The sequence below is a fragment of the Candidatus Koribacter versatilis Ellin345 genome, from assembly GCF_000014005.1.
Classification (GTDB): domain Bacteria; phylum Acidobacteriota; class Terriglobia; order Terriglobales; family Acidobacteriaceae; genus Korobacter; species Korobacter versatilis_A.
In genome coordinates this window covers 433,670-456,481 of sequence record NC_008009.1, presented here as the reverse complement: position 1 = coordinate 456,481, position 22,812 = coordinate 433,670, and the positions used below count along the sequence as shown (strand labels likewise).

The following is a 22,812-nucleotide window of genomic DNA, read 5'->3' as shown; positions in this document are numbered from 1 at the left end:
AAAGACTGTAGGAGTTCACATGCGGATTTCGCGGATTCGGGTGACGTTCCTCCTTTTCTCCTTCGTGCTCTCAACCCTCTGCCTGCACGCACAAACTTCCACCACCGCTGTTCGAGGTACCGTCGTTGACCAGAACGGCGGCGTCATATCCGGTGCGAACGTTACCCTGCACGACGCCAAAACAGACTTCACCCGCAACATGGACACGAACGGTCAGGGTGAATACCAGTTCGTCCAGGTCCCGCCCGCTACCTACACACTTACGGTCAAAATGAAGGGCTTCAACACCACAACCCAGACCCTTCAGTTGCTCATCGGCACCCCGGCGACGGCCAATATCTCGATGACCGTCGGTGCGGAATCTACCACCGTGGATGTCTCCGGTGAAGCTCCGCTCGTGAATACCCAAGATGCCAGCTTGGGTAACGCCTTTGGCAATATCCAGATCAAGTCGCTGCCCCTTGACGCGCGCGACCCGACCGAACTCCTCAGCCTCCAGGCTGGCGTGGTGTATGTCGGCAACAATAATCAAATCGACCAGACATTCGACAGCCGTAACGGCGCGACCCAGGGTGCACGTAGTGATCAGTCCAACGTCACTCTCGACGGTCTCGACAACAACGACCAGACCAACGGCTTCGCCTTCAACGGTGCTCTCCGCAGCACGCCCGATTCTCTCGAAGAATTCCGCGTTACCACCACCAACTCCAATGCTGACCAGGGCCGCTCCTCAGGCGCGCAGGTCCAACTCGTTACCAAGAGCGGCAGCAACAAATACCACGGCTCGCTTTACGAGTACCACAGGCCCACGGTGGGCGTTGCGAACGAATGGTTCACCAAGGCGGCTGAAATTTCGAGCGGCGAACCGAACACCCCACAGAAGTATCTTCGTAACAACTTCGGCGGATCCGTCGGCGGACCAATCATCAAAGATCGGTTGTTCTTCTTCTTTAACTACGAAGGCTTGCGACAACGTGAGGACGTGTCCGTCCTTCGTACCGTTCCGACCAAAGACTTGGCCCACGGGTACATCTCGTACGTCTGTGGAGATGGCTGTGTTCAGCGGCTCGATCCCACCCAGATCGCCTACATGGATCCACAGGGTATCGGTCCCGACCCGACCGTCATGGCCTATCTCCAGCAGTACCCAGCCCCGAACACGACCGTCATCGGCGACGGACTAAACTACAGTGGCTACGTTTTTAGCTCTCCGCAGCCGTTGAATCAGAATACTTCGATCCTGAAACTGGACTACAACCTCACCGCCAACGGTAACCATCGCCTCTTCGTTCGCGGCAACCTCCAGGACGACACTTCCTTCGGCGTGGAACAGTTCCCCGGCCAGCCTGCTAGTTCCAAGACTCGCGACAACAACAAGGGCATTGCTGCAGGGTATACCGCCGCGTTCGGAGCAAACTGGGTCAACAATTTGCGCTACGGCTATATTCGACAGGGTGGTTCAACTTCCGGTCTCAGCGATCAGTCCTTCTTCACGCTGCGCGGGATTGACACCCTTCAGTCTTTCTCCCGGTCTGCGTCAGTGAACGTGCCCGTCCAGAACATCATGGACGATGTTTCCTGGATCCATGGCAACCACACCATCCAGTTTGGTGGAAACTACCGGCGAATCGACGTTTACCATCACAACAATAGCAACTCCTTCTCCGGCGCCAGTTCGAATCCCTCGTGGCTCGTGAATGCAGGCATCGCCAACACCGGCCAAGCCTTTGATCCTGCCGCTTACGGCTTTCCGGCCGTCGATTCCGGGTGGACCAACAATTACGACTACCCGATGGGAGCACTCGCCGGCCTCATCACCGAGGTTGACACGACGTATAACCGCGACCGCACCGGAAATACCCTCGACCAAGGCGCATATATCTCACGCCACTATCGCGACAACGAGGGCGAATTCTACATCCAGGATTCGTGGCGCATAAAACCGAACCTCACCATCACTGGCGGCGTTCGCTACAGCTTGCTGCAGCCCCCCTTCGAATCCAACGGGCTGCAAGTGCAACCCACCATCAACGTCGGCGACTGGTACCAGCAGCGCTGGCAGAGCATGCTTCAAGGCAACACCAACCAGCCCTCCATGACCTTCGACCTGTCCGGCAAGGGAAACGGTGGTAAACCGTACTGGGCGTGGGATTACAAAGACTTTGCGCCGCGTCTCGCATTCGCCTACTCTCCCAAGTTCGAGCATGGTCCCATGCATTGGCTCTTTGGAAGCGATGGTAAGAGTTCGATCCGCGGTGGCTACGGCATGTACTACGATCACTTCGGCGAAGGCATCATCAACACCTTCGATCAGTACGGCTCGTTTGGTCTCACCACCACCATCACCAACCCGGCTGGCATCATTGATCCCGGCTCTGCCGAGCGCATGAACAACATCGTCGGACTGCCGGGCTCCATCCTCGCTCCTCCCCCGGCGAATGGTTGGCCCATCACCTACCCCGACAATTTCGCCATCACTTGGGGCCTCGACGATCACCTCAAAACGCCGTATTCGCACGTGGTGGATTTCTCCATCACCCGCGAATTTGCGAAGAATTATGTTGTCGAAGCCTCCTACGTCGGGCGTTTCGGACATCGCCTGCTGCAGCAGGATGATCTCGCGACACCTCTCGATATCGTGGATCCCAAGTCCGGAATGGACTACTTCACTGCCGCTACCATGCTTGTGAAGTACGCCAATGCCGGCGCCGACATCAGTACAGTCCCGAACATTCCGTTCTGGCAGAACATCTTCCCCAACGCTGCCGGAGCTGGAAAAATCTACGGCTGTTCGAATGGTTCCGACACGGGTGCCAACTACTCAGCTACGCAGACCGTCTACGACCTGTTTGCCTGCGTTCCAACCAACGCAACCACTGCCCTTCAGTATCTGGATTACCCCGGGCTTCAGAACCCAGGCGATTGCTTCCCCGCCTGCTCGACCATCAACGGAAAGTACGGTCCGTACCACTTCTACGATTCCCAGTTCTCATCGCTGTACGCGTGGCGCAGTATCGGCGTTAGCAGCTACCACGGGCTGGAACTCTCCCTTCGCCACCATGGCAGTTCCAACCTTCAGTTCGATGTCAACTACACTTTCTCGAAATCCCTCGACATGGGTTCCGACGCCGAGCGCATTTCCTGGGTGAGCGGTCCCGGCGGACAGATCATCAATAGCTGGGATCCCCGTGCCCTGCACGCGCTTTCCGACTTCAACGCCACCCATCAACTGAATACCAATTGGGTCTATAACCTGCCTTTTGGACATGGACAACGTTGGGGAACTGATTCGGGCCGTTTCGCTGACGCCATTCTTGGAGGCTGGTCGTTAAGCGGGATTCTGCGTGTCTCCAGTGGTTATCCATTCAGCGTCAACAACGGCGCGAATTGGGCCACCAACTGGGAGCTCGGAGGCGATTCCATCTTGGTCGGACCGAAGCCGAAGACCGGGACCTACATGATCAATGGTCAACCCAATGTCTTCGCCGACCCGTCGACCGCCATCAATGCTTTCCGCTACGCCTATCCAGGAGAGTCCGGCCAACGTAACAACCTCATCGGACCCGGCTTCTTCAACATGGATACGTCCCTCGCCAAAGCCTGGAAAATCACCGAAAGCCAGTTAATCAGGTTCCAGTGGGATGTCTTTAACGTCACTAATTCCGTGCGCTTCGACGCCCTCACCATGGCCTTCAATAACGGCTCGATCGGCAATTCCACCCAATTCGGTCAATACACCAACACCATGACTCAGTACCGCCGCATGCAATTCGCTCTCCGGTACGAGTTCTAGACCCAGCAGGGCAAGCTAAAGGGGCGGGGTAATCCCGCCCCTTCTTCTTTGTTCTCAACCTTTTACGAGAATTCCCTGCCTAGGATTCCAGAGGCGTGTCACTCATCCGGAACCGCGTCCGGAAGTGCTCCGACAACAACTCAATCGCAGGACGATTGTTTTCCGGATCACTCTGAGCCAGGTACTTCATCGCCTCGACAATCAGCTTCTGCCCGTCAATATATTTCCGGTCGCTCGTCTGCACGCGCTTAATGCGTTCAGGGTTCGGCCGTGCGGGAATGACGACAACTCTACCCATTCGGGACACCTTGTACATCGGGGGGATTTCTGCCGCTCTGCTGTTTGACGACCCCAAAACGGCCTTAGTTGCACGAAGTATAGCCCCCGGTCGCGAAACCGCAAGCAGATTCGCAAGTACCTGAATTGCCAACTTTTGTGGCTGCGGCGCAGATTTTTGAGCTTGGAATCAGGGGTATACGGGGTTCCAGGTCTGTATCAGGGCAGCGCTCTTTGATCAGGAAAGCACTCAGATCGAAGCTTTGTATCAGGGCAGCGCTTCAGCGCTGCCGATCACGCACCGCTCAAAAAACGGGCTTTAGCCCCTGCTACCCGTTCGGTGTAACTACTTTCGTCTTCCGCGTCGTGTTGATCTTGAACGCATCATCCGGCAGCTTCTGGTTCACCTTAATATCTGTGTACTTCGCCAGCCGATAATCCCCCGACGGCTGCATGAACTGCTGCTGAATCGAAATCCCCCGCGCCGGATCGATCCACAGGATGATGCTGTTGAACATGTTCTTGACCTTCGCCTCTTTCGGGGTCAAGACCAGCTTCGCCGTCGTCACACCCTGAACGGTTTCATTCCCGCCAAACTGCACGTCAAAGCTCTTGCTAAGGTCGTGTCCCCTCCCGCCAAAGCCCAGCACCAGGAAGCTTTCAAACTCGGCGCGGTTCTTCCCCGCATCAATCCTCTGCTCGGTATCAATCTTCGGCTGGTAGATACGCACGATGCCATTGCTGAAAACCACGATCTTCGTATCCGGCTTCTCGATGTGCGCCGCCATCTCGATGCTCTCGCCCGAGCGCCGGAAGAACATGTGCCCCGCCTGCGTGTCGGTGTCGTTCACGACCTTAGTGAACTGGTCCCAGTTGAAGGAGCACTCAATCGCTTTAAAGTTCGCGGAGGCCTTATCCATGCTGGCGAGCACACCCTCAAGCCCGTTCGCCTGCTGCGCCATCGCCGCACCGCTCAGCATCACCATCCACAGCGCGCAAGCCATCAGCGATTTCGTCTTCACAAGGCCTCTTTCTACCGATGCACCCAAACCTTATACACCGCATGGTTCGCATCGGTCTTCTCCACTGCATACCGATCGATCACCATGCTTCCCGAAAACGGCTCGATCACGCTCTTCAGCTGCTGCCGTATCGCCCGATCGGTCGTCGCCGTAATCGCCGACGCATCCAGCTGATAAATAAACAGATGGTCGCCCGCGGGTTGCACCAGGACAGCCGTAGGATGCGCCGCCGTTCCGGGCGGTTTGTCCCCGAAGTGGATCCACCGCGGTCCAAGAAAGATGAACAGCAGGATCAACGACACCATCACGTCGTAATGCAGGCTCCCCCGTGGATACGTCCACCACAGGTAGCCCTTAATTGTCTTCCACACATTCATAAACGCTACTTCAGTCTAAAAGTCGTATTACGCGATTGCAATTACAGCTTTCGGGGAGTGATCCGCTCCGCACCGATATACGGCCGCAAGACTTCCGGAATCACCACCGTCCCATCTGCCTGCTGGTAGTTCTCGATGATCGCCACCCAAGTCCGCCCAATCGCCAACCCACTGCCGTTAATCGTGTGCACGAGGTCGGTCTTGTTCTTCCCCTCCGGCCGATAGCGAATATTCGCCCGCCGCGCCTGGAACGACTCAAAGTTCGAGCACGAGGAAATCTCACGATACAGATTCTGTCCCGGCAGCCACACTTCAATATCGTAGGTCTTGGCCGAAGAGAACCCCATGTCCCCCGTACAAAGCACCATCGTCCGATAATGCAGCCCCAGCCGTTGCAGTACTTCCTCTGCATTGCGCGTCAGCTTCTCATGCTCCGCATACGATTCCTCCGGCTTCGTGAACTTCACCAGCTCCACCTTCTGGAACTGGTGCTGCCGGATAATCCCGCGCACATCTTTCCCATACGATCCCGCTTCGCTTCGGAAGCACGGCGTGTACGCAGTTAAGGAAGTCGGCAACTGTGCCGCGTCAAGCGTCTCATCGCGATACAAATTCGTAACCGGCACTTCCGCCGTAGGAATCAGGTAAAGATTCCGCTCCCCGTGCGGCACCTTGAACAAATCCGCCTCGAATTTCGGCAGCTGCCCGGTGCCATACATCGAATCCGCATTCACCAGGAACGGCGGCAGCACCTCGGTATAGCCATGCTCTTTCGTATGCAGATCGAGCATGAAGTTCATTAGCGCCCGCTCGAGCTTCGCGCCTAGGTCCCAGTAAACCGCAAACCGCGCCCCGGTGATCTTGGCCGCGCGCTCCATGTCGAGCACACCGAGCTCCTCGCCCAATTCCCAATGCGGCTTCGGCGTGAAGTCGAACGTCGGCTTGGTTCCCCACTGACGCACTTCCTGATTGTCGTGTTCGCTCCTCCCCACCGGCACGCTCTCGTGCGGCAGGTTCGGAATACTCACCAGGATCTCGCACATCGCCCCCTCAGCGGCCTCGGCATTCTTCTCGAACTCCGCGATTTTCTCGCGCGCCTGCTTCGTCTCCTCGATCAGCGCCGTGGCATCCTGCTTGTTCTTCTTCAACTGCGCAATCTGTTCCGACGCCTTGTTCCGCTGCGCCTTCAGCGTCTCCGCCTCCGTAATTGCCGCGCGCCGACGCGCATCAATCTCCGGAAAGCCCTTCAGCACTTCATCAGGATTCATGCCGCGTTGCCGCAGCTTTTCTTCCACCAGGGCCAAATTGTCACGTACGAATCCGAGGTCAAGCATAAGCATTCAGAGTATCAAAAATGCTGATTTCAGGCGGTGATCGGGTGCCCCATGTCTCGCGCCTTTCGAGACATGGGATTCCACCGCTTCCACGCCCTCCCTCGCATCTGCGACAATCCCTCCCATGAAACGCCTGGCGCTTCTGCTCCTCGTCCTCTCCCAGCTTTCTTTCGCCTCCGCCTACGACGCCCATCCCAAGCTCGTAGTCGTCATCGTCATCGACCAGTTCCGCGGCGACTACCTCCAGCGCTATCACAACGAGTTCGGCGAAGGAGGTTTCCGTCTCTTCACCGACCACGGCGCCTACTTTTCCGACTGCTATTACGACTACGCCACCCTTGTCACCGGCCCCGGCCACGCGACGATCGGCACCGGCTCCTACACCATCGGCCACGGCATCATGGCCAATGAGTGGTTCGACCCGCAGATCAACGAGCGCGTCACCAGCGTCTCCGACGAAGCCACACATATCGTCGGCGTTGAAGGCGGCCAAGGCTCCTCGCCCCACAACCTCCTCACCGACACCTTTGGCGACGAACTCCGCATGGCCACCCAGGGCCGCTCTCGCGTCTTCGGCATCTCGATGAAAGATCGCGCCGCGATCCTCCCCACCGGCCACAGCGCCAACGCCGCCTACTGGCTCGACGGCAAATCCGGCGCGTGGATCACCTCCGACTACTACATGAAGGCGCTCCCCCCATGGGTTGAAGCCGTCAATCACTCCGATGAAGCCAAAAAGTTCCTCAACCGCGACTGGAAAGACGCCGCCGGCAAAGTGATGGGTAACACCAACCCGCGTAACGACGAGGACGGCCAGCCCGAAGACTATTTTGAAATCGTCGGAAGCACGCCCTTCGCCAATGACCTAGAACTCGACTTCGCGCGCTCACTCATCACCAACGAAAAACTCGGCACCCGCGCAACCACCGATCTGCTCGTCATCAGCCTCTCCGAAAACGACATCCTCGGCCACGCCGTAGGCCCCGACTCACCGATCCTCCACGCCTCCATCGTTGAACTCGATCGCCAACTCGCCGGCTTCTTCCAGTTTCTCGATAAGCAATTCGGCATGAATAACGTCTGGCTCGCCCTCTCCGCCGATCACGGCGTCGCCCCCGTCCCGCGCGAAGTCCAGACTCTCCACATGCCCGCCAGTGAAATGGACACCAAGCAGTTCACCGAAAAGCTCAATGAGGAAATCGCTAAGACCACCGGCAAGCCCGGCAAATATCTCCGTTCTGCCGGCCTCCCAATGATCTCGCTCGATCCAGCCTCCTGGAGCGACACCAAGGAAGCCGACGCCGAACAAATTGTCGGCGAAGCCGCTGTCCGCACCGGTGCACTCGCCTACTTCACCAAGTCCGACCTCGCCAAAGGCCGCGTCCCCGAGACACCCATGGGCCACAAGTTCGCCAACACCTATTCGCCCTACGGCGGCTGGTGGGTCATGGTCCAACCGCGCCCCTTCACCATCCCCAAAGAAGACGGCACCACCCACTTCTCCCCCTACAGCTACGACGCCCACGTACCGCTCGCCTTCTACGGCGTACCGTTTGCGCCCGGCGTCTATCGCGGCCACAGCGAACCAATCGACCTAGCCGTCACTCTCTCCTCTTTGCTCGGCACCAACAAACCCGCCGCCGCAACCGGACGCGTACTGACCGAAGCCCTCAAGCCCCCACCGAATCCGCCCGCAGGAGAAAAGCATCTCGTAAAATAAGAATTGCGGTCGGGTGCCCCACGTCTCGCGAATTTCGAGACGTGGGATTCCACCGCTGTGACCCGTAAAATGAAATCGATGGCCACCCAACCCAAACCCGCCGAGGACGACGAGCTCCTGTTTGACATGAGCGTGAGCTTCTGCGGTATCAAGCTCAAGAACCCCGTGCTCGCCGCCAGCGGGACCTTCGGCTACGGCGTGGAGTTCGAAGACATCGTCACCATCGAAAAGCTTGGAGGGTTCGTTTCCAAGGGCCTCTCCAGAGAACCGATGCCCGGCAATCCTCCGCCTCGACTTTGGGAAACCGCCGCCGGCATGCTCAACGCCATCGGCCTCCAGAACATCGGCGCAAAAGCATTCGTCGAAGAAAAGCTCCCGCTGCTGCGCAAACTGAAAAACGTCCCCGTCTTCTGCAACGTCTACGGAACCTGCAACGAAGACTACGAAGAGACCATCCGCATTCTCAACGACGGCGAAGGCATCACCGCCTACGAACTCAACGTCTCCTGCCCCAATACACAGCACGGCGGCATGACCTTCGGCGCCGATCCCACGCTGCTCGCCGAAGTCGTCACCGTCGCCAAAAAAGCCGCCACCCGCCCGCTCATCGTAAAGCTCTCACCCAACGTCACCAGCATCCCGCAAATGGCGAAAATTGCGCAGGACGCTGGCGCCGACGCGATCTCCCTGGTCAACACCTTCGTCGGCATGGCCATCGACGTCGAAACCCGCAAACCCCGCATCTCCAACATCGTCGCCGGCCTCTCCGGCCCCGCAATCAAGCCGATCGCCCTCCGCATGGTCTACGAAGCCGCCAAAACTGTCACCATCCCGGTCATCGGCATCGGCGGCATCAGCACCGCCGAAGACATCGTCGAGTTCATGCTCGCCGGCGCCACTGCCGTTGAAGTAGGTACCGCCAACTTCTGGGACCCCTGCGCCAGCGAACGCCTCGTCGACCAGCTAGAAAAATGGTGCCTCGAACACCGAGTCCAAAAAATCTCCGAACTCACCGGCGGAATGCTCCTCTCCTAAAGATGCTGCAGTTGGCACTGTCATCCTGAGCGGAGCGGCCAAAGGCCGCGAAGTCGAAGGCCCCCTACTCCTACCACGCTCTCAAGGTGTTGAAATGCGAGGCGTCGAGCCCACGCCATCGCACACGCCCTCGAACTTGAGAGCGCGGCGATAGTCTTGCGAAGAATCTGCTGTCCCGGCACCACATTTCCATTCGCTAAAAGCGACAAAACATTTCCCTTAGTGGGATTTCCCAATTCGGCTCGTTCCGTCGCCACCTCTGCTGAGCGCCACCCAAGAAGCTCGGATCGGTCGGCGCAGCATAGGTGAATTCGAGCTTCTTCCAGTGCTTCTGGAACGAGGAGATCGCCAGCCGCACACATCGCAGACAGGGCGATACGAGTGGCTTACGATGGATTGGAACGCCTGTTCCGCGTTTCGCGAACGTGCCTTGAGGGAACTCTATGAACAGCAGACAGCTACTGAGATTTCTGAAGAGCGCCATGTTGAGCTTGCTCCTCGCAGGGGTTACGCTGGCCCAAGGCGGCCCGCTGGAATTGAAGCGGGAAGGCCGAGTAATCTCGCTGGTGCCGTATGCCCCGAACGTTTTGCGCGTGACGATGAGCATTGACAACTCGGCGGCGTCGGCCGCACCGGGCTTTGGGATCGTTGGTGCACCGTCGCCAACCGGATGGACTCACGAGCATGACGCCGATGGCAGCGAGGTGTACCGGTCAGACAACATGATCGTGCGTCTTGCGCCGGGCGATCTGCCGAAGGAGAAGCTGCCACGGCCGATGCCGCTCGACGAATTGAACCAGCAGCTTCGCGATGTGTACTTCGGAGGCGGAGGAGATCACGGTCCAAACCACGATGCTCTGCTGGTGACAACGCCACAAGGCAAGATGCTGCTCCATATGCGCACCTGGATCATGACGCCGCAGCAAGAGGGAGCGCAGGCGAAATCGGGCGGGAAGACGTACCGGGTTTCAGCGAGTTTTGATTCCCCCTCGGACGAGCACTACTACGGATTAGGGCAGCAACAGAAGGGCTGGATGGATCTGCGCGATCACCAGATCCACTGCTGGCATGATTACGGCGCGATTGGTGGAGAGAACGTCTGTGTGCCGTTTATGGTTTCGAGCCGGGGCTATGGGCTGGTCTGGGACAATCCATCGAAGACAACTGTGGACTTGGGATTCAATGGACAAAACCGTTGGACCTCGGACGTTGGCGACCGGGTTTCGTACTTCGTGATTGCCGGCGATTCCAGCGATCAAATCTACGCGGGCTATCGGTTGTTGACGGGAGTGACCCATCTGCTGCCGAGGGGCTCGTATGGGTACATCCAGAGCAAGGCAATTTATCCGACGCAAGGGCAGATCCTGGACCTTGCAAGAACTTATCGCGAGAAGAAGGTTCCACTCGACACGGTGGTGGTTGATTTTCTGAACATGACCAGGCAAGGAGAAATGGACCTCGATCCAAAACGATGGCCTGATCCCGCTGGGATGAATCGTCAACTGCACGATATGAATGTGCGGACGCTACTGAGCGTATGGCCGCACTTTGCGCCGGGAACTCAGTTTTACGACATGCTGCTGAAGAAAGGCTGGCTGATCCACACGCCGGATGGAAAGCCTGACCACGGTTGGTACAAAGAGATTATTGGACCGAACCTCGATACGACCAACCCAGATGCTGCGAAGTGGTGGTGGGAACAGATTCGCGACCGTTATGTAAAGCCGTATGGTTTCGACGATCTGTGGCTGGATGAAACGGAGCCAGACGTCGATCCGGCGAATGACGTGTTCTGGGTCGGGCCGGGGACGAGCTTCTACAACGTCTATCCGCTGTTTCATACTGCGTCGGTGTACGAAGGGTTTCGCCGCGATTTTGGCGACAGCAAGAGGCTGATGATCCTGGCGCGAGCGTCTTATCTCGGCGCGCAGAGGAACGGCACTGTTTTCTGGTCGAGCGATATTGTTTCGACATGGGACATGCTGAGGCGCTCGATTCCGGCAGGGCTGAACTTCACCGCTAGCGGTATGCCGTATTGGGATACGGACATCGCAGGCTTCTTCTCGCCTGCAATTCCGGCGGACCACCACGCCGAGCACAAACCCCTGATCGACGGGTCGGACGCACGCGACGTGATCGACCGCTACGAGGATTATCCCGAGCTCTTCGTGCGCTGGTTCGAATGGGGCGCATTTCATCCGGTGATGCGGGCCCACGGCGAGAGAAAGCACAACGAGGTCTGGGCCTACGGGAAACAGGCCGAGCCGATTCTGACGAAGTACCTGAAGCTTCGCTACGAGCTTCTGCCGTACACGTACTCGGTTGCGTATCGCAGCTATGAAACGGGTGCACCTTACATGCGCGCGCTGTTCATGGATTTTCCCAACGACCCCAAGGCGTTGGACATTCCGGACGAGTACATGTACGGACCCGCTTTCCTGGTCGCCCCAGTAACCGAACAGGGCGCGACGCAACGAACGGTGTATTTGCCGGCCGGCTCCGATTGGTACAACTACTGGACCAATGAGAAGCTGCACGGCGGGCAGACGGTCGTGGTGCAAGCTCCCATCGATACGCTGCCCTTGTTCGTGAGGGCAGGAAGCATCGTGCCGTTTGGGTCAGAGGTGCAGAGCGCGCAGCAAGAGCAGAAGATCGCGTCGGTACGGATTTATCCGGGAGCGAATGGGAGCTTCACGTTGTTCCAGGATGACGGCAAGACGTATGCGTACGAGAAAGGCGCGGGCTCCGTCACCAAGCTCATGTGGAATGACGCGGAGGGCCGACTGAAACACGAAGGCGTGCCAGCATGGAACGGATCGGATGAGTCCATTGTGGTGGTCGTAGGCAAGAAACCGATGCAGTGAACGCTACCTGCCCGCGTGCCTACGGCCCAGCGATGTAGGTGTACGTTTCGCTCTGGTACTAGCCGCAATCAGCGAGTAGAGCGTGACGTAGATCGTGCCGCCATCGCTGGGTAGTCCAGTCACACTGGTAGACAGTGCGTGTTTCGCGTTGACGTAGTGAATGTCGTGGGCACCGGGAGTGGATCCGATGTACACGCTGTATTGCGTGACTCCGGTACCCGCGGTCCAAGTGAAGGTCGCGGATCCTCCGGAGTGGTAGAGCCCGGCGCGGGCGATAGCATCGTGGCCTTTGCCGATTGTCCGCCTGCGAAGAACGTGTATGTGATGGCGTGGTGCGCGCCTGAAATTAACGAGTACAGGGTGACGTAGACGCTGCCGCCGGTTTGCGCGCTTGGTTTCCCGCGTACTAGGCCTCCGCTGGGACGTTGAAGGCTGTAAATCAGCCCGGCTTTTCAATCCTGAACAGCGGAGCCGTGTTAGCCAGTACAGCTTGCACATCGGGACAACTCCGCGCGGAAGTGATCGCGGCACGGGAATGCGCATATGGGCTGTCGGCGACGGGGAGAGGATGATCCGGGGCATGGAAAGCGAGGAACGACTGGTCTGTCCCGATTTCGTGCAAGAACTAACGCTCCAGCAATTCGCCTGATTCGCGCACACCAGCTACTCTGCTATGCTCACTTCGATTCACGAGCTTTAGGACGGCTTGGGGCGATGTTTCCTGTCGGCTGCGCTGGCATGGATAGAGAGCTGTCTTTTGGCGCTCAGATCCGCTCGGAGATCTCCAACCATGCTTAAGTACCTGGTCTCGAAAGCCTACACAGTTACCGGTTTACCCAAAGTCATCCAGCGCGGCATTGCGGCCGCGGTGTGGTTGGGATTGATAGGGTCAGGTTGCTCTGCGTTTGCGAGCACTGCGACGACTACCACACTTGCGATCACTTCGGGTGGCACGGCCGTTACGACGATCAGTGCAGGTAGCCAGGTAACCCTTACCGCCACGGTGCTTGCAGGATCGACGGCGGTGAAGCAAGGACAGGTAAATTTCTGCGATGGCGCAGCGACGCACTGTTCGGATATCCATGTTCTAGGCACGGCGCAACTCAATAGTTCCGGCAAAGCGAAGATCACATTGCGTCCGGCACCGGGTTCGTTTAGCTACAAGGCAGTTTTCGTAGGAACTCCGAAGACAACTACAGCGTATGCCGGCAGTACTTCGTCAACGGCCAGCCTGACTGTGACGGGAAAGCTGCCGAGTTTTACCACGATTGCTGAGCTCGGTCCTTCGGTTGGCTACACGCTGACCGCGACGACGTACGGATTCACTAAAGCAAAGACGGCTACCGCGCCGACGGGAACGATTTCGTTTGTGGATACGACGACGGGAAACTCCGTGCTGACATCCGCAGCTTTGGCCACTCCGCAAGCAGCGGTGAACTGGGTGAATTCGTACACGTCGACGCTCGGCTATCTACCGAACGCGATGGTGGGAGCGGACTTCAACGGAGATGGCTATCCTGATATCGCTGTGGAGTTGAGCAACACGGCGAATCCGGTGGGGATTTATCTTGGGAATGGCACCGGCAATTTCAATGAAGTGACGAAGAGCCCGATTATCGCGGCGGGTATTCCGGTGCTGGCGCAGGATTTCAATGGAGACGGGATTCCGGATTTGGTGCTGTGCCACGGGCACAATGACTCGCTGACCGTTCTTCTCGGCAACGGCGATGGGACTTTCACGGAAGCGCCTGCAAATCCTTTTGGCGATGGGCTCGGGATTCCACCCGTAGTAGTGGCCGACTTCAATGGTGACGGCATTCCGGACCTTGCTACGGGCGGCGCGGGGTCCCTCAGTGTATTTCTGGCAAACGGCGCCGGGGCGTTCACGCAGGTGCCGACGACGTCGAAAACGCTAATCCTGGGCAACTTCGCGACGATGGTGGCGGGCGACTTCAACGGCGACGGCATCACTGATATCGCGGCACTCGATGCGACGTTCAGCGAGACGGTCCGCGTCTATTTCGGGTCTGGCGATGGGACGTTCACGACGGGCCCGACGAACATGGTCAGTCCGGGCGGATCCGCTGGAGCACCAATGGTGATGGTTACAGCCGACTTCAATGGCGATGGGAAGGCGGACGTCGCCGTGCCTCTATGGAATGGAGGGGTGGCGGTACTCCTTGGCAACGGAGACGGAACCTTTCAGGAAGCGAGCGGGAGTCCCATCGGCTTGGGAGATTACACGCTGCAGGTCGGGCTCGCTGATTTCAACGGAGATGGTGTCCCGGACCTGATGCTCCAACAGGAATCGAACATAACCAACGCATACGCACTGCTGGGGAAAGGCGACGGCACGTTTACCGTGAGTTCGAACCCAGCACCGTACCTGCCATGTTGCGGGATTGCCCTGTTGATGGACGTGAATGGCGACGGGTTGACTGATGTTGTGAATTCGTCGCAGTACGATGGCACCGCGAGCGTGCTGCTGACATCAGCGCAACAGGCGACGACGCAAGTGACCGGGATTTCCGTGGGCGGCACGAGCCCACATAACGTTGTCGCCAAGTACCCGGGAGACACGAAATACCTGGCGAGCATCTCCGCGCCAACGGAACTGCAGCCTCCGGCGGCGGCTCCGGTATTCACGCCGGCATCAGGCTCGATCCGGCCCTACATGGATTCGATCAAGCTGACGTCCAGCACGCCGGGGGCGACGATCTACTACCTGGCGGTGGGTGCTATTGATACGGGCGGAAGCTACGTTACGTATAACGGGCCTATCTACGGCTACAACATGGGATCAGCGACGATCCATGCGTACGCACTGGCGCCGCCCAACTACGGCCAGAGCGCGACTGTGACTGCGACGTTCAATGTGGTGGGTATCCCCGCGGCTATGACCAGCCCTGTTCCCGGCTCCCCGCTCACAGGGTCGAGCGCGACGTTCACCTGGGACACTGGCATCGGGGGATCGCAGTACAGTCTGTATCTCGGCAGCACACCGGGCGCACACGATATTGCGTATATAAGCGCAGGAACGAACACGACCGCAACGGTAACGGGGCTGCCCACGAACGGCGAACTGTTGTACGTGACTCTGTACTCGTGGATGGGGACTAAGTGGCAGTCCAACGCGTACACCTACGTCACGTCCGGCAAGGGCACGGCCGGAACGATGACCTCGCCGGCCAACGGTTCCAGGATGACGGGCGGGACGCAGGCATTCAGTTGGACGAAAGGAACGGGAACCGACGGGTATTCGTTGTATGTCGGCAAGACGGCAGGGAGCCACGAGATCGCTTACGTGAATGCAGGGCGGGCGACAACTACGTCGGTTAACGGGCTGCCGACGAACGGCGAAGAGTTCTACGTGACGCTGAACTCGCTCAACGGCAAGACGTGGTTGCAGAATACGTACCACTACTACGCGTCGGGTAGCGGGACGGCAGCGGTTATGACGTCGCCTGCCAATGGGACGACCTTGGCGAGTAGCACGGTGACATTTAGCTGGACAGCGGGGACGGGGATCAACGAGTACTCGCTGTACATTGGAACAAAGCCCGGGGCACATGACCTCGCATTTGTGAACGCCGGCAGCGCAACGACTAAGACGGTGAGCGGGCTCCCGACGAACGGGAGCAAGGTGTACGTGACCTTGTACTCGCGCAATGGGACGAAGTGGCTGTCGAACAGCTATTCGTATACCGCCAAATAAAATAGAGGCATACGATAGGTCTCCGAAGTACAAGGAGTCCATGGCGGGTGGCCCAAATCTAGCCATTCTTCTTCTGTCCCTCATCTGACTTTCGGTGCCCCACTTCTCACGATTTTCGAAAAGTGGGAAAGCAAGCCCGGCGGTCTTTGAATCTATCCTGCTTCGATCGCCGTTTCACCCACTTCTCGGACGGCGCGAGCAGTGGCGCCTTTTCCCGCTACGAAATCCCCCTTGCGCCGCCCTCGCCGCGACGAGCATCTTAGAAGGGCGTGACATCCCGCAAACCCAACCCGCTCGCGCTCTTCCACCCCCCTGTGCGCGACTGGTTCACCGCCGTCTTCGACGCCCCCACCCGCCCCCAAACCCTCGGCTGGGAGTCCATCGCCCGCGGCGATTCTACTCTCGTCCTCGCGCCCACCGGCACCGGCAAAACTCTCGCCGCATTTCTTTGGGCCATCAACCGGGTCATGTTCGAGCCCGTCCCCGAGAAGAAGCAGCGCTGCCGCATCCTCTACGTCTCGCCGATCAAAGCGCTCGCCGTCGACGTCGAACGCAATCTCCGCGCCCCCATCGTCGGCATCGCCCACGCCGCCCGCCGCCTGACCACATCGTTCCACGAGCCGTCCGTCATGGTCCGCACCGGCGACACCCCCACGGCCGAACGCGTCCGCTTCCAGCGCGAACCCGCTGACATCCTCATCACCACGCCCGAATCGCTGTATCTCCTTCTCACCTCGAACGCGCGCGAAGTTCTGCGCTCCATCGAAACCGTCATCATCGACGAGATCCACGCCCTCGTCCCCGGCAAGCGCGGCACCCACCTCAGCCTCTCCCTCGAACGCCTCGAACATCTCTGCGGACGCCCGCTGCAGCGCATCGGCCTCTCCGCCACGCAGCGCCCCCTCGAAGAGGTCTCGCACTTCTTAGGAGGCGTGGACACCGCGAAAGCAAAGCCGGTCACCGACGAGGCCACCGACGAACTCCCCTACCGCCCCGTAACCATCGTCGATGCCAGCGCCCCCAAGCGCCTCGACCTCCGCGTCGAAGTCCCTGTCGAAGACATGGCCTCCCTCGACGACATCAACCCGCTGCCCAGTGGCCCAGCATCGCAAGGACCGGTGCGCGGCTCCATCTGGGCCGCGATTCATCCCGAGCTTTTGCGCCTCGTGCAGGAGCACCGCTCCACGCTGATCTTCGTCAACAGCCGCCGCCTCGCCGAACGCATCTCGGGCGCGATCAACGACCTTGCCGGTGAATCGCTGGTCCGCGCGCACCACGGCAGCGTCTCCGTCGCGCAGCGCAAAGAGATCGAAGACCTTCTCAAAGCCGGACAATTGCGCGGTATCGTCGCCACTTCGTCTCTCGAACTCGGCATCGACATGGGCGCCGTCGATCTCGTCATCCAGGTCGAAGCGCCGCCGTCCGTCGCCAGCGGCATGCAGCGCATCGGACGCGCCAGCCACCAGGTCGGCGCCGTCAGTAAAGGCCTCATCTTTCCCAAGTACCGCGCGGATTTGCTCGCCTGCGCCGCGGTCACGCGCGCCATGCAGGATGGCGAAGTCGAATCTATCCGCTACCCGCGCAATCCCCTCGACGTCCTCGCCCAGCAGATCGTTGCCGCCGTCGCGGTTGACCCGTGGAACGTGGATGACCTCTACGCGTTCGTACGCGGCAGCGCGCCCTTCGCCACGCTCTCCCGCCCGCTCTTCGACGGCGTGCTCGACATGCTCTCCGGCCGCTATCCCTCCGACGAATTCGCCGAGCTCCGCCCGCGCATCAACTGGGACCGCGTGCAGAACACGCTCACCCCGCGCCAGGGCTCGAAATCCATGGCCATCGCCAACGGCGGTACCATCCCTGACCGCGGCCTCTACGGCGTCTTCCTCTCCGGCGCGGAGAAAAAAGGTGGACGCCTCGGCGAACTCGACGAAGAGATGGTGTTCGAGAGCCGCCCCGGCGAGACCATCATCCTCGGCGCGACCACGTGGCGCATCGACGACATCACTCACGACCGCGTGCTGGTTTCTCCCGCGCCAGGCGAGCCCGGCAAAATGCCCTTCTGGAAGGGCGATGCCGCCGGACGTCCCGCGGAATTCGGCACGCGCATCGGCGCCCTCACGCGGAAGCTGCTGACCACACCGCGCGGCGCCGCGATCGCGTCGCTGGTCGAATCGCACCGCCTCGATGCCAACGCCGCCGACAACCTCATGCGCTACCTCGAAGACCAGCGCGCGGCCACCGAGAAAGTGCCGTCGGACAAGGACATTCTCGTGGAGCGATACCGTGACGAACTCGGCGATTGGCGCGTTTGCGTGCTCACGCCGTTCGGCAGCCGCGTCCACGCGCCGTGGTGCATCGCCGTCACCGCGAAACTGCGCGCCGATCTCGGCATTGAGCCGGAAAGCATGTGGACCGAGGACGGCTTCGTCGTGCGCCTGCCGGATTCCGACGCGCCCCTCGACGTCGAAGCGCTCTTTCCCACCGTTTCGGAGTTCACCGCGCTGGTGACCGCGCAACTCGGCGGAACCGCGCTCTTCGCCGGAAAATTCCGCGAGGCCGCTGGGCGCGCGCTGCTCCTGCCGCGCCGCCGTCCCGGCCAGCGCACCGCCTTGTGGCAGCAGCGTAAGAAATCCGCGGATTTGCTGGCCGTCGCCGCGCGCTACTCCACGTTCCCGCTGCTTCTGGAAACGTACCGCGAGTGCCTGCGCGACATCTTCGACCTCACCGCCGCCACGGATTTACTGCGCGATATCCAGAACGGCGCCGTACAGGTCACCACCGTCGATTCGCAAAAGCCGTCGCCATTCGCGTCGTCGCTGCTCTTCGGCTACATCGCGAATTACATCTATGAGGGCGACGCGCCGCTGGCCGAACGCCGCGCCCAGGCCCTCTCCATCGACCAGGCCCAACTCCAGGATTTGTTGGGCGATGTTGATTTCCGCGAGCTTCTCGATCCCGCGGTGCTCGACGAAGTCGAGGCGCAATTACAAATGCGCGAAGCCGAATTCGGCGCGCGCACCGCCGACGCCCTCCACGATTTGCTGCGCCGCTTAGGCGATCTCAGCGCGGAAGAACTGGCGCAGCGCGCGGAAGACGGCGTGGATGTTGCGGCGCTGGTCGCGGATTTGGAGCGCCAGCGCCGCGTCGTTCGCGCGACGGTCGCGGGCGCAAAGCGGTATATCGCCGTGGAAGACGCGGCCCGCTACCGTGACGCGCTCGGCGTGCCGCTACCGCCGGGCTTGCCGGACGTATGGCTGGAACCCGCACAGGACGCGCTTTTGAGCATTTTGCGCCGCTACGCGCGCACGCATGGGCCGTTCACCACCGCGCAGGTGGCGGCGCGGTTCGGCGTGGCGGATTCGCTGGTGGAACCCGCGCTGACCGCGCTCCACGCCGCGGGAAAGCTGCTGGAAGGCGAGTTCCACCCACGCGGCACGGGTTCGGAGTGGTGCGACCCGGAGGTTTTGCGCATCATCCGTCGCAAGACGCTGGCGCGCCTGCGCAAAGAGGTCGAACCCGTGGATGAAGCCGTGTTTGCGCGGCTGATCACCCGCTGGCAAGGCGTTTCCGTGCGCCGCCCCGGGCTCGACGCCGTGCTCGACGCGGTGGAACTCCTCCAAGGCGCGCCCATCCCCGCGAGCACGCTGGAGCGCGAGATCCTGCCCGCGCGCGTGAAGGACTACCGGCGCGGCGACCTCGACACGCTGATCGCAGGCGGCGAGGTGGTGTGGGTCGGCGTGGAGCGGCTCGGGCGCCGCGACGGGCGCATCGCACTCTACACCGCGCAAAACGTGGCAAAACTGCTGGCTCCCGCGGAACTGCGGCCATTGCCGCAGTTATCGGAGCTGGCGCAAAAGCTGCTGGAATTCCTGAAGACGCAGGGCGCGTCGTTCTTCCCCGCGCTGCAAGCGGCGTCGGGCGCGGGATTCTTCGGCGAGACGCTGGATGCGCTTTGGGAGTTAGTTTGGGCGGGACTGGTGACCAACGACACGCTGCAGCCGCTGCGCGCGCTGGTCAGCGGCGGCGACAGCAAGCGCGGCGACGAGCGCAAGAACGGGCGTCCGGAGTCGCTCGGGCGCTCGCGCGGACGCGCGCCGAATCCCGCGGGGCAGGGACGGTGGTCGCTGGTGGAAACGCGCATCGGCGGCAATTCCGCCGGCGTTACGGAGTGGAGCGCCGCCGTCGCCCAGCAACTCCTCAATCGCTACGGCATTTTGACGCGCGAAGCGGTGGCGGCCGAGGGAATCCCCGGCGGTTTCAGCTCGGTTTACCGCACCTTGCGCGCGATGGAAGACAGCGGGCTGGTGCGGCGCGGGATGTTCGTCGGCGGGCTCGGCGGCGCCCAATTCGCGATGAATGCCGCGGTGGATATGCTGCGGCGGCTGCGCAACCCGCCGGAGCAGCCGGAAACGCTACATCTTGCGACCGTCGATCCGGCGAACCCATATGGCGCGATCCTGCCGTGGCCGCGCACCGAGAACAACGCCACGCTCTCCCGCACGGTAGGAACCAGCGTGGTGCTGGTGAATGGCGCGCTCGCCGCGTATTTGCGGCGCAGCAGCGAGGAAGTCACGGTGTTCTTGCCGGAGAACGAGCCGGAGCGCAGCGCGACTGCCAGGGCGCTCGCGGGCAAGCTGGCGGAGATCGCGATCGCGCGGCAGGCATATCGCGCGGGTCTGCTGGTAGGGACAATCAACGGCGCGCCGGCGGAGAAGCATCTTCTTGGGAGATTTCTCGAGCAAGCGGGGTTTGTGAAGACGGCGCTGGGATACCAGATGCGGCGCGTGGGCGGCCCGCTGGTGGGGAGAGCGGAGCCCGAGGTTGAGGAAGAAGAGTTGGAGTCGGACGAGGCGCAGATCGATTGAAGATCGATTTTCCCCTCATCATGGAGTGTTCCGTGGATCAATCACTGCCTTAAGCGGATATCCCGACGGTAGCATCGTCGCGGTCACACTTGTGGAGATAGACCGAGAAACCCGTTGTTGCGCGGTCCACGCTAGCAACGCTTCAACGGCAAAAATGAATCGTGCAGTATCGGTCAGATCGATTGGGCGCACAACGCTGCCGACGGTAACGGTTGCGGTGCCGCCGTGCGCGGCTTGATTGCGTATCCTGTAGAGTTCCAAGAGTGTTTGAGCCCAACCAGGTGCGAACGGTGGAATGGTGATTCCTTGCGGATCGGGAATTCCCAATTCAACAGTACGGGTCACCAACTTCTCTCGAAACTTAGTATCCGCGATCGCTTGACGTTTGTTCTTCGATAGGCCTTTCCAAGTTGCAATGTCGTTTAAGAACGTGGAGAGTTCGACCTCGCTGGCAACTCCCAGAAGCAATGCAGCCTGTGCGAGAGCACCCCTCCGGACTTCAACAAGAGCGTCACAAAGAAGCAGCTCTGCAGTTCCCGGGAAACATTGATTGACGAATAGGTCTCCCAGAAAGTGCCAGCCGAAAGAGGTAAGGCCAGTCACGATGAACGGAACAGAATAACTGCCCTGTCCAGTGAATACCGCATTGCCGGCTTCAATGCGCGTCCTCACACCTTGCGTGACCGAACCCTCATTTGCCATCGCGAGTCCCAACCAGTATTGCCGGGCGACGATCCGGATCAAATGCACGAATTCGTTGACTACGGGGAACACGTCCAGCACATTCGGCGTGTCAGCTTGACCGAGAAGTTCGCATTCCACTCTGAACAGAGTCGATCTGATATCAATAGCTTGGGTTGTGAGCTCTCCGCCTACTGTGACCGAATGAAGAGCTGGCTTCGGCTTGAAAATCCTCATCCTAAGGTTGTTTCGGTCTATTTCGATCGGATCCCACGGCAAAGCATCTGCTATCGCGACCGCGCCTATTATCGGGAACTCAAATATCGTTATGTCAGGCAGGCTGGTCTTTTTCGGAGGGTCTGTTGTTCTCACCGGGAGAATTCCTAACGGTAGAACTCCTTCGTTCGACATCGATGTTTCTCCTACGAGATGATATTCGGTGCCTAAATGATCACCAAGTACACTAAACGATTGAGGGTCACAGGCCACGACGGTGGCCCAGGTCCGGTTCGATCATCATTCCTTCCCCAACCTTTCCTGCCGGGTGCCCCAGGTTTCTCGCTTTTTCGAGACTTGGGCAGACAACGCCGCGGGCACTAGCGAACACCGCCGGAAAATCGGGGACAGACAAAACAATTTCAAAATCTGGCGGCTCGTTGAAATTGTGATTCTTTCGTCTGTCCCCATTTCTCCGTCTCTTGAGTTCCCGGATTCCCGGTGCACCCTTTCACTCATTTCGTTCGCCTCGTGTATTTTCAAATTCGGCCGGATTGGATTAGGCTGTTCGTCAGGTGATCACATGGATGGACTATGGACTGCGGAATTTGGCAGCAGCGTTGGCTTGTCAGGCGGCGGCGTGGTGGTTCTGAGTAATGGAGATGTTAGAGGCGGTGACGGTGGGTACTATTACGTAGGAACCTACCGTCGGGATGGGAACAGATTTGTGGTTGAGCTAAGGGTCTCGCCGTTCTTGCTGAGTTACAACAGCGTGTTCAACACGATTGGAAGGCCGTTCTCGCTGAAGATCGAGGGTAACTTGACGGATGAGTCGCACGCCATTGGCCAAGGCCGTCCGCTGGAAATTCCGGGAGTTACATTGGGAGTCAAGTTGACGCGTCAAGCGTGAGCGA

The 22,812-nt window shown here is 59.7% G+C and carries 13 protein-coding genes; 8 read left to right on the top strand and 5 right to left on the bottom strand.

The features are described from left to right. The first annotated feature begins 19 nt into the window (after window positions 1-19). The gene (locus ACID345_RS02005) at window positions 20-3,793 is read left to right on the top strand and encodes a TonB-dependent receptor (protein ID WP_011521202.1); all 3,774 of its coding nucleotides are present in this window, start codon (window positions 20-22) and stop codon (window positions 3,791-3,793) included. Between the two features lie 79 nt (window positions 3,794-3,872). On the opposite strand, the gene ACID345_RS02000 is transcribed toward ACID345_RS02005, so the two are convergent. From ACID345_RS02000 to serS, 4 genes are all read right to left on the bottom strand, one after another. After that, window positions 3,873-4,091 (bottom strand): hypothetical protein, encoded by a 219-nt coding sequence (locus ACID345_RS02000; RefSeq protein ID WP_148209985.1) that lies wholly within the window; start codon window positions 4,089-4,091, stop codon window positions 3,873-3,875. 307 nt (window positions 4,092-4,398) lie between these two features. Then, entirely contained in the window at window positions 4,399-5,091 is a 693-nt protein-coding gene (locus ACID345_RS01995) for a LolA family protein (protein ID WP_011521200.1), read from the bottom strand. Window positions 5,092-5,102: 11 nt separating this feature from the next. Further along, window positions 5,103-5,468 carry a hypothetical protein gene (locus ACID345_RS01990; protein ID WP_011521199.1) on the bottom strand — a complete coding sequence of 122 codons (366 nt, stop codon included), beginning with the start codon at window positions 5,466-5,468 and terminating at the stop codon, window positions 5,103-5,105. Window positions 5,469-5,509: 41 nt separating this feature from the next. Further along, entirely contained in the window at window positions 5,510-6,802 is a 1,293-nt protein-coding gene (serS, locus tag ACID345_RS01985; RefSeq protein WP_041855347.1) for a serine--tRNA ligase, read from the bottom strand. A 124-nt stretch (window positions 6,803-6,926) separates the two neighbouring features. Between serS and ACID345_RS01980 the strand changes: the two genes are divergently transcribed. From ACID345_RS01980 to ACID345_RS01960, 6 genes are all read left to right on the top strand, one after another. Continuing rightward, window positions 6,927-8,522 carry an alkaline phosphatase family protein gene (locus tag ACID345_RS01980; RefSeq protein ID WP_011521197.1) on the top strand — a complete coding sequence of 532 codons (1,596 nt, stop codon included), beginning with the start codon at window positions 6,927-6,929 and terminating at the stop codon, window positions 8,520-8,522. 78 nt (window positions 8,523-8,600) lie between these two features. Continuing rightward, the gene (locus ACID345_RS01975) at window positions 8,601-9,557 is read left to right on the top strand and encodes a dihydroorotate dehydrogenase (protein WP_049762040.1); all 957 of its coding nucleotides are present in this window, start codon (window positions 8,601-8,603) and stop codon (window positions 9,555-9,557) included. A gap of 482 nt (window positions 9,558-10,039) precedes the next feature. Further along, the gene (locus ACID345_RS01970) at window positions 10,040-12,421 is read left to right on the top strand and encodes a TIM-barrel domain-containing protein (protein ID WP_228370721.1); all 2,382 of its coding nucleotides are present in this window, start codon (window positions 10,040-10,042) and stop codon (window positions 12,419-12,421) included. Window positions 12,422-12,559: 138 nt separating this feature from the next. Continuing rightward, entirely contained in the window at window positions 12,560-12,790 is a 231-nt protein-coding gene (locus ACID345_RS26530; RefSeq protein WP_148209984.1) for a hypothetical protein, read from the top strand. Between the two features lie 421 nt (window positions 12,791-13,211). Next, complete coding sequence (locus ACID345_RS25025) at window positions 13,212-16,136, top strand: FG-GAP-like repeat-containing protein (protein WP_011521192.1); 2,925 nt, start codon at window positions 13,212-13,214, stop codon at window positions 16,134-16,136. Window positions 16,137-16,405: 269 nt separating this feature from the next. Further along, window positions 16,406-21,001, top strand: a complete 4,596-nt coding sequence (locus tag ACID345_RS01960) for a DNA glycosylase AlkZ-like family protein (RefSeq protein ID WP_011521191.1) — start codon at window positions 16,406-16,408, stop codon at window positions 20,999-21,001. Between the two features lie 18 nt (window positions 21,002-21,019). On the opposite strand, the gene ACID345_RS01955 is transcribed toward ACID345_RS01960, so the two are convergent. Beyond that, on the bottom strand, window positions 21,020-22,093 hold the full coding sequence (locus tag ACID345_RS01955) for a hypothetical protein (protein ID WP_041855346.1): 1,074 nt from the start codon (window positions 22,091-22,093) through the stop codon (window positions 21,020-21,022). A gap of 388 nt (window positions 22,094-22,481) precedes the next feature. Between ACID345_RS01955 and ACID345_RS26525 the strand changes: the two genes are divergently transcribed. After that, window positions 22,482-22,808 (top strand): GrlR family regulatory protein, encoded by a 327-nt coding sequence (locus tag ACID345_RS26525; RefSeq protein ID WP_148209983.1) that lies wholly within the window; start codon window positions 22,482-22,484, stop codon window positions 22,806-22,808. Window positions 22,809-22,812 lie beyond the last annotated feature (4 nt).